Origin of the sequence: Bradyrhizobium sp. (assembly GCF_052389815.1) — a bacterium.
GTDB lineage: Bacteria > Pseudomonadota > Alphaproteobacteria > Rhizobiales > Xanthobacteraceae > Bradyrhizobium.
In genome coordinates, this window is sequence record NZ_JBQTHN010000074.1 from 1 (window position 1) to 8,042 (window position 8,042).

Annotated in this window: 6 protein-coding genes, 1 tRNA gene and 2 pseudogenes; 7 read left to right on the plus strand and 2 right to left on the minus strand. The window is 61.8% G+C overall.

Annotated elements, in window-relative coordinates:
- A pseudogene (locus ACT4OC_RS13300) lies at positions 1 to 1,109 on the plus strand (alpha,alpha-trehalose-phosphate synthase (UDP-forming)); the annotation flags it as partial.
- A 271-nt stretch (positions 1,110 to 1,380) separates the two neighbouring features.
- On the opposite strand, the gene ACT4OC_RS13305 reads toward ACT4OC_RS13300, so the two are convergent.
- Positions 1,381 to 1,722 carry a hypothetical protein gene (locus ACT4OC_RS13305; protein ID WP_444839457.1) on the minus strand — a complete coding sequence of 114 codons (342 nt, stop codon included), beginning with the start codon at positions 1,720 to 1,722 and terminating at the stop codon, positions 1,381 to 1,383.
- A gap of 214 nt (positions 1,723 to 1,936) precedes the next feature.
- On the opposite strand from ACT4OC_RS13305, the gene ACT4OC_RS13310 reads away from it, so the two are divergent.
- From ACT4OC_RS13310 to ACT4OC_RS13325, 4 genes are all read left to right on the plus strand, one after another.
- Positions 1,937 to 2,026 (plus strand) — tRNA-Ser (locus tag ACT4OC_RS13310).
- A 171-nt stretch (positions 2,027 to 2,197) separates the two neighbouring features.
- Positions 2,198 to 3,493 carry a tyrosine-type recombinase/integrase gene (locus ACT4OC_RS13315; RefSeq protein ID WP_444839458.1) on the plus strand — a complete coding sequence of 432 codons (1,296 nt, stop codon included), beginning with the start codon at positions 2,198 to 2,200 and terminating at the stop codon, positions 3,491 to 3,493.
- Between the two features lie 219 nt (positions 3,494 to 3,712).
- The gene (locus ACT4OC_RS13320; RefSeq protein ID WP_444839459.1) at positions 3,713 to 4,255 is read left to right on the plus strand and encodes a GMC family oxidoreductase; all 543 of its coding nucleotides are present in this window, start codon (positions 3,713 to 3,715) and stop codon (positions 4,253 to 4,255) included.
- 133 nt (positions 4,256 to 4,388) lie between these two features.
- Positions 4,389 to 5,582 carry an MFS transporter gene (locus ACT4OC_RS13325; RefSeq protein ID WP_444839460.1) on the plus strand — a complete coding sequence of 398 codons (1,194 nt, stop codon included), beginning with the start codon at positions 4,389 to 4,391 and terminating at the stop codon, positions 5,580 to 5,582.
- A 21-nt stretch (positions 5,583 to 5,603) separates the two neighbouring features.
- Here the strand turns inward: ACT4OC_RS13325 and ACT4OC_RS13330 are convergent, their stop codons facing one another.
- The gene (locus ACT4OC_RS13330; RefSeq protein WP_444839461.1) at positions 5,604 to 6,986 is read right to left on the minus strand and encodes a trans-sulfuration enzyme family protein; all 1,383 of its coding nucleotides are present in this window, start codon (positions 6,984 to 6,986) and stop codon (positions 5,604 to 5,606) included.
- Positions 6,987 to 7,027: 41 nt separating this feature from the next.
- On the opposite strand from ACT4OC_RS13330, the pseudogene ACT4OC_RS13335 reads away from it, so the two are divergent.
- Both ACT4OC_RS13335 and ACT4OC_RS13340 read left to right on the plus strand, forming a co-directional pair.
- Positions 7,028 to 7,549: pseudogene (locus tag ACT4OC_RS13335) on the plus strand (SidA/IucD/PvdA family monooxygenase).
- Between the two features lie 242 nt (positions 7,550 to 7,791).
- Positions 7,792 to 8,042: hypothetical protein (locus tag ACT4OC_RS13340; RefSeq protein ID WP_444839462.1), on the plus strand; the 251-nt coding region annotated here is incomplete at its 3' end.

The window sequence follows — 8,042 nt, forward strand, 5'->3', positions numbered from 1 at the left end:
GGGGGGTGCGGCGCTTCCGCAAGGCCCACACGGGGTTCGGGGGGCTGGACTATCATTTCCTCGCGCGCGGCGCCGAGCTGCGCTAGCTCGGCGCCACCGCGCCGATCGGCTTCTTCCTGCATACGCCCTGGCCGGCGCGCAGCGTGATCTGTGGCGTGCCGAATGCGCGCGAGCTGATCGAGGCGATGCTTGCCTACGACCTGATCGGCTTCCAGACCGAGGAAGACTGCGAGAATTTCCTCACCTCGGTGCAGCACGAGCTCGGTCTTGCCGTGCACGACGGCATCGTGCTTTCGCGCTATGGCCGCACCCGCGCCGCGGTGTTCCCGATCGGCATCGACGTCGAGCTGTTCGCGCAATACGCCGCCAAGGCCTCGGCGCATCCGGAAGTGTCGCGGCTGCGCCGCAGCCTCAATGGGGAGCGGCTGGCGATCGGCGTCGACCGGCTGGATTATTCCAAGGGCCTGACCAACCGCATCCGCGCCTTCGACAAGATGTGGGACGACCAGCCCTCGCTGCTGCGCACCGCCTCGCTGTTGCAGATCGCCACGCCCTCGCGCGGCGCCATCGAGGCCTATGGCAACCTGCAGAACGAGGTGGCGAAACTCGTCAGCGACGTCAACGGCCGCCATGGCGAGATCGACTGGACGCCGATCCGCTACCTCAACAAGGGTTTTGGCCAGGCCGTGCTCGCCGGCCTATACCGCACGGCGCAGGTCGGCGTGGTGACGCCCTTGCAGGACGGCATGAACCTGGTGGCCAAGGAATATGTCGCCGCGCAAAACGCCGCCGATCCCGGCGTGCTGGTGCTGTCGAAATTCGCCGGCGCCGCCAACGAACTCGATGCCGCGCTGTTGGTGAACCCGCACGACGTCGACGGCATGGCGCGGACCATCGCGACTGCGCTCACCATGCCGCTCACCGAGCGCCGCATGCGCTGGGAGGCGATGATGGCGAAGCTGCGCTGCAGCACCATCCAGCAATGGTTTGCGCGCTTCGTCGAGGAGCTGCGGGAAACGCAGCTCGAGAAAAGCGAGACGCCGATGGCGGCGGACCATCCGGGGCTTTGGCCGCGGCGTTCGGCGCAGACCGGCGCGCGCATTCACTAAAGCGCGATGACTTTGATTGATCCGCCGCCGTTGCTTCGGTTCAACCTCTCCCCGCTCTTTGCGGGGAGAGGTCGGATCGCATCGCAGATGCGATCCGGGTGAGGGGCCGGGCACGGCCTCACTGCAATGATGGTCTCTCCGACTCGAGATTTCGCGTTTGAGGATTTGGTGAGTGCAGTTATTCGGCAAGCTTCTCGGCTTGCCCCTCACCCGCCGCCTGCGCTGGCGCTTCGGCGTCGACCTCTCCCCGCAAAGAGCGGGGAGAGGTGAGTTAGTAGCAGTACGACACGCCGTCGAGCACGGTGCAGCGCGCCTTGTTCGGCGCGCTGGGATTGTCGAGCGGCACGACGCCATTGCCGCTGCCGACGAACACGCCCTTGCCGACGACCACCGACTGTTTGTTGCCGATGATCACGCTCGGATGCGGGGAAGCGAGGTTGGCGCGCGTGCCGTCCGGCCAGACGATGGCATCGCCCGTGAAGATGCCGCGCCTGCCGTCGTCGCAGGTGACGTCCGTGCCCTTGCGGTTGCAGTTCTGCGCCGTCGCCGGGGAGGCGGCGCTGAGCGCGGTTGCGCAGACGAGGAGTGAGAGAACGAGTGCCCGAATCGTCATCGTAAACCGTCCCTTGTTGAGCCCATCGGCTGATTTGGCTTCGCGTGCTGCTTACGTCGTCGGTGGCCGGCCCCCTCCGGTTCAAAACGGCCTTCGATCAAGGGATCGGGGCGTGCCGATTTCGTCAATTATTCCAACGAATTGGGGAAATTTTGAGCCTGGAGCCCGGCCTCCCTTGCCAAATCCGCCTTGCCCCGTCATGAGAGGGGCCTCCGGAGAGATGGCCGAGTGGCTTAAGGCGCACGCTTGGAAAGCGTGTGTGCGGGAAACCGTACCGTGGGTTCGAATCCCACTCTCTCCGCCAGAAGCGCGTTTCAGAGAATTTCATCCAGCCCTAATTCTCGACATAAACACCTGCAATACTAGCTACTTGTGCTGAGTTTGGCGTTCCATTGAATTCCATCTCGTTTCGCCAAATCTCGCGCCCAAGTGTATGTAAAAGTGTATGTAGGGATAGGCGAAGTCCTAGAGCGAAATGGCGAGGGGCTACGGCAAGCTGACCACCAAGAAGGTCGAACATCTGGCATTGCGCGGCATGCATGCTGATGGCGGCGGCCTGTATCTCCAGGTGGCGAAGGGCGGCTCCAAGAGCTGGCTGTTTCGCTACAAGCTTTATGGACGCACGCGCTGGCACGGCCTTGGGTCACTGCGCGACGTGAGCCTTGAAGAGGCACGCGAGAAAGCGACGGAAGCTCGCAAGGTCCGGCGCAATGGCGCTGACCCGATCCAGGCCAAGCGCGAGGCGGAAGCCGCGGCCCGCATCGAGGCCGCCAAGGCGATCACGTTCGGGGCGGCTGCCAAACGCTTCATCAAAGCCAATCGGGCGGGCTGGAAAAACGCCAAGCACGCCGACCAATGGCTGATGACGTTGCTCGGCGTCGACCAGAAAGGGAAGCCGACCAAGAACGACTACTGCAAGGCTATCCGTGATCTTCCGATCGGCGCGATTGATACGACGCTGGTCCTGCGGATCATCGAGCCGATCTGGGCGACCAAGACCGAAACGGCCAGCCGCATTCGCAGTCGCATCGAGCAGGTGATCGATGCCGCCAAGGCGAAGGGCGAGTTCAAGGGCGAAAACCCGGCACGCTGGAAGGGGCATCTCGATAACCTGCTCCCGGCTACGTCGAAGGTTCGCAAGGTCCGCAATCATCCGGCGCTTCCTTATCGGCAATTGCCCAACTTCATGCGCAAGCTCCGAGAGCGCCAGGGTGCCTCTGCGGCAGCTCTTGAGTTTCAAATCCTGACGGCCGTCAGGCCTGGCAACGCGGTAGCGGCAAAATGGGACCAGATAGATCGGCAGACATCAGTCTGGACCATTCCAGCCGCACTTATGAAGAGCGATGCCGAACACAGAGTGCCATTGAGCAAGGCGGCGCGCGCCGTGCTTGATCGCATGGAAGTTATCAAGGATGACAGCGGTTACATCTTCCCCAACAGCAAGGGGAAGCACTTGAGTGACGCCTCGATGGCTGCGGTGATCGACAGGATGAATGAGCTGGAGCGGTGCTGGATCGATCCGAAGCTCGACCGCGAAATCGTACCGCACGGCTTCCGGTCATCGTTCCGCGATTGGGCTGCAGAGCATGGCTATGACGATCCGGTCGCCGAAGCTGCGCTCGCGCACAGGGTCAGCGACGAAGTGGTCGCGGCCTATCGGCGCACGACCTTCTTCGACCTGCGCAAGCGGATGATGGAGGACTGGGCTGACCATTGCGCCCGACCTTCCAGCGGCATTGACACAATCGTGGCGTTCCGGGCGCAGTCATGAAGCCGGAGAACCAGGATTGGCAAGCGAGTTCTCTATGAAGCGCGACTGGCGATCATTGAGGCTGCGCGTTCTCCGTTGCCAGACACCATTGATTTCACCGTCGCGGTCAGCGCGCTGGACGACTAAGCGAGCATCTATCGAGGTCAGTACATGCCCCTCGTCGACGATCGCGCTCGCGCGGATAAAGCAAAGCCCGCCAGCGTCGGCAATTAGGTTCGAATGAGAAAGTTCGCCCGCGAGTGCGCCGGCCCTAGATCTCGGGAATTGCACAAATGGTCGGGATTCACCCTGATAGCGTATCAGCTTCGTCCAGAAAGCCGCGGTGAGGTCAAATTGAACTCCTCCCACCCGCAGGAGACGCCGAGTATTCGACCAAACTATCTGTCAACCGAGACGGATCAGCGGACGATTGCCGCAGGACTGCAGGTTTGTCGGCGGTTGCTGACCAATCCGCATCTCGGGAGATTCGTGGAAGACGAGTACCTGCCTGGCAAGGATGTCAGGACCGATGACGAACTGGTCGACTATGCCCGTACCATGGGCAGCACCGTGTTCCATCCGACCAGCACATGCCGAATGGGCAACGATCCACTCTCCGTCGTGGATCAACGCCTATGCGTTCGAGGCTTGGTGGGACTTCGGGTCGTCGATGCCTCGGTCATGCCGACGGTTATTTCGGGAAACACAAACGCCGCGACGATCATGATCGCCGAGAAGGCCGCCGACCTGATTCGCGGCGCGGGCTATCGCCTCGCTGCGTAGCACCCGTCTTCGAGGCTCCGCAGGACCACAGACGACGCGGCGATCTCCGGCCGGCGCGCCGGTGGACAATCTTTAGTTGCCCTGATAGCCTCCGTCTCCCGCAGCCTGTCACTTCTCTGCCGATGTCATGACAATGCGAATATTCTACGGTTGGTGGATCGTCGTCGCGTGCCTTGTCGCCGCGCTGTTTGGAAACGCTTTGGGGCTGTTCGGCGCGGGTGTTTATCTGCATGCCGTGACTGAGGCCCACCAGTGGTCGATCGCGGCGATCTCCGGTGCAGCGACTCTGTTCTACTTCGTGAGCGCCATCCTGCTGATTCCAGTCGGAAGCTGGATTGCGAGCAACGGTCCCAATCGAGTCATGGCAGGAGGCGGGCTTGCGCTGTTTTGCGGGGTGGTCGGCATTGGGCGGGCGGATCAGATTTGGCAGGCCTACGCTGCATTCCTGTCGTTGGGCATAGCGTGGGCCTGTCTGTCGACCACGGCGGTCGCGACGACCCTCGCGCCCTGGTTCGAGAAACACCAAGGGCGCGCGATTTCGATTGCTTCGTTGGGGGCAAGCGCGGGGGGAATGATCGGAGCTCCGGTCCTCATATTTGGTATTGGCACGATCGGATTTCCGGCGACCACGATTGCAGCCGGCTCCACGGCACTGATCGTGATCCTTGTGCTCGCCGGTTTTGTTTTGAAGCGCCGGCCTCAGGATCTCGGTTTGCTGCCGGACGGAGACACCCACCAGGGCGCCTCTTCTCGTGGCACGGCATCATGGACTCGGCGAGAGTCCCTGCGCACATGCGCGCTGCGAAGTGTGATCGCGGCGTTCGGTCTCGGCATGATGGTGCAGATCGGATACCTGACGCACCAAGTCACGCTGACCGTCCCGATCCTCGGGGTCAGCGGAGCATCGGCGGTGGTGTCTCTCGCCGCGGTCGCCGCCCTGTGCGGGCGTTTGTTGCTGGTCCAGTTCGCGGACCGGATGAACCAGCGAATGATTGCATGCGCGGTCCTCTTGCTTGCCGCGGCCGCGTTGACCGTCCTGGCCCTGCGTAGCGAGCCGGTCGTCGTGGTTCTCGCCAATGCCGTATTCGGATTGACCGTCGGAAACGTCACAACGCTCTCCGCCATCATCGTTCGCCGGGAATTTGGCCCGGCTTCTTTCGGGCCGGTGTTCGGGTTGGCCTCATGCGGCATACAGCTGGTCGCCGCGCTCGGCCCCGGTCTTTACGGCACCCTTCGCGATGCGTTCGGAAGCTACAGCCAGCCTCTGCTGGTTGCGGCCGTCCTCGACGTGACGGCCGCAGTCCTGATCATGGTCTGCCGTCGTTAGAGCGGTTCAGGGACGGCATGATCACACCGGCACGCCACTGACGCCGCGTACGGCCGAGAGACGCCTGGGAGCGGACGCCTCCAACGCCTGCGTCAAATCGGCGATGACCTCCTCGGGATCTTCGATCCCAACCGAGACACGCAGCAGATCGTCGGAAATCCCGTGCCGTTCGCGCTGCTCCTTGGGCACTTTGATATGGGTCATCAATGCGGGGTGCTGGACCAGGGTGTCCATTGCCCCAAGGGTCGCCGTCATTGTGCAGCGGCGCAGAAGTCTCAGCACTCCGACAGCAGCATCACGCCCCCCTCGGACCTCGAAGCTCAGGACACCGCCAAAGGCCTTCATCTGACGCTTTGCGACAGCGTGATCGGAATGGCTTGGCAGGCCCAGATAGCGCACGCATTTCACCTCCTCATGGCGCTCGAGCGCAGTGGCTATCGTCATGGCGTTGGCGCAATGTCGTTCCATGCGCATCGGCAACGTCTTCAGACCCATGTTGAGCAACCACGCGTCGAACGAGCCGGCACAACCGCCGAGCAACTTTCGCATCCGCCACATCTCGGTTTTCATGAAAGCGGCGTCTTTGCCGATGACCACGCCAGTGAGCGAGTTCGAATGTCCGTTGAGGAACTTGGTCGCCGAATGAACGACGAAGTCCACACCGAGGAAAAAGGGCCGTTGCAGGTAAGGCGTCGCAAGCGTGCTGTCGACGGCGGCCTTCGCGCCGTAGGCGTGCGCAAGCGCCGCGAGGGTTCTGATATCGCAGCAGCGCGACGTTGCGTTGGTCGGGCTTTCCATATAGAGCAGCCGGACCTTGTTCTGTCTGAACTGCATTTCCACCCAATCGAGGTCCTGCAGCTCGCCATAGATCACGCGAACTCCCAGCGGAGTGACCATGACATCGAGAAACTCGGTCGTCGTCCCGTAGATGTTTCCTTGCGTCACGATGGCATCGCCCGGTCTCAGGCCAAGCGAAAGAAAAAGCGATGAGATAGCCGCCATGCCGGAGCTGAAGAGGACTGCCTCGAGCTGAAGCGGGCTGCTCCCGGAACGGTCAGGGAAACCTTCCAGCGCCGCCAGCTTCTTCTCCACGAGATGAGAATTGGGAGTGCCCCAACGGTTGTACAAATAGGGACGTTCCTTCACCTCCTCGAAGACCTGGATGGCCTCATCGGGAGGCGGATATACGAACGTGGAGGTCGCGTATATAGGCTGAATATGCGGGCGGATCGTGTCCGCAGGCAGAACGGGATCAGTGCAGCAGATCGATTGGAACGTTTGCGCGCCTTCATTCGCCATCATGTCAAACCCTGTCTCGACCAGCCTGACAACACCGTAGTTCAGGCGGGCACGCAAGCTGACCTGTTGTTTCAGACAGGTAGGCAACCTTTCGACGGCTGCCAATTCTAGCGGCGCTGCACCTCGAAGGAGATCCGGCAATGGATATGGCCGCTACTGCTGATCGTGACGTGCTGGACATCGCCGGAATCGGATTTGGCCCCTCTGGAATCGCGCTGGCCGCAGCGATCGATGATGCGCGCGAGTCGGGACAATGTCCCGACGGTCTGCGCGTCAGATTCCATGAAAGTCGGACCAACAGCGCCTGGCATCCCGATTTCATGCTTGAGGGCAGCGACATCAACAATCATTTCCTGCGGGACCTTGCCACCCCGCGCGATCCGCGAAGCCGCTACACCTTTGCGAACTACCTCAAGTCGAAGGGACGCCTGTACGACTTCGGATTGCTTGGATGAGCTCCCAGCCGGCAGGAATGGTCCGACTACATCGAATGGGTCGCGCGCCAGTTGAAGCGATACGTATCCTACGGTGACACCGTCGAAGATGTGCGGCCGTCGACCTCGCGAGGCGTCGTGACGGGCTTCCTCATCGAGACCGCGCGGGGCCGCTCACTCGTCAGAAACCTCGTGGTCTCGGTCGGGGCCGAAGCCACGATCCCCGAAGCATGACGGCGTGCGTGAGGCAGCACTGGCGCACAAGTACAAGTCGGAGACCACGGCAGCCTGCCAGCGCGGACAAAAGCTCGAGAAGCGACGCGCTCTCATGAAGGATTGGGTGCAATTCCTGGCAGGATCAAACATGATCCGCTTTGCGAAGCTGGTTGATCAATTCTCCTCACGACGCCACCAAAGCCGCCTCTCAGCGGAGGTTTCAGCCCGCGGGACGCTCGGTCAGGTGTGGGATTTTCCGGATGGGCGGCGCATTCGGGGAGCCTCGATGGTTGCAATCTGAATGGGTTTCAAAACGGATCGTTCACCCTCACGGCGGAAATCGCGGTATCTATACCTTTAAGTTGCAAATAGCTGGGACCGTATCGCCACTTTCCAGCGAGGTGGAGGATGAAATGCATAAGCGCCTGGCGATGCCGGACGACCGGGAAGACAGCGCCTCTCCACGGTTCAAGGACGCGGACCTTCATCTTCGTGCCCAACGTCTCGAGTT

Coding starts and splice junctions, on each gene's coding strand:
- ACT4OC_RS13315 (WP_444839458.1), top strand. CDS start 2,198: ATGGCGAGGGGCTACGGCAAGCTGACCACCAAGAAGGTCGAACATCTG.
- ACT4OC_RS13320 (WP_444839459.1), top strand. CDS start 3,713: ATGAGAAAGTTCGCCCGCGAGTGCGCCGGCCCTAGATCTCGGGAATTG.
- ACT4OC_RS13305 (WP_444839457.1), bottom strand. CDS start 1,722: ATGACGATTCGGGCACTCGTTCTCTCACTCCTCGTCTGCGCAACCGCG.
- ACT4OC_RS13325 (WP_444839460.1), top strand. CDS start 4,389: ATGCGAATATTCTACGGTTGGTGGATCGTCGTCGCGTGCCTTGTCGCC.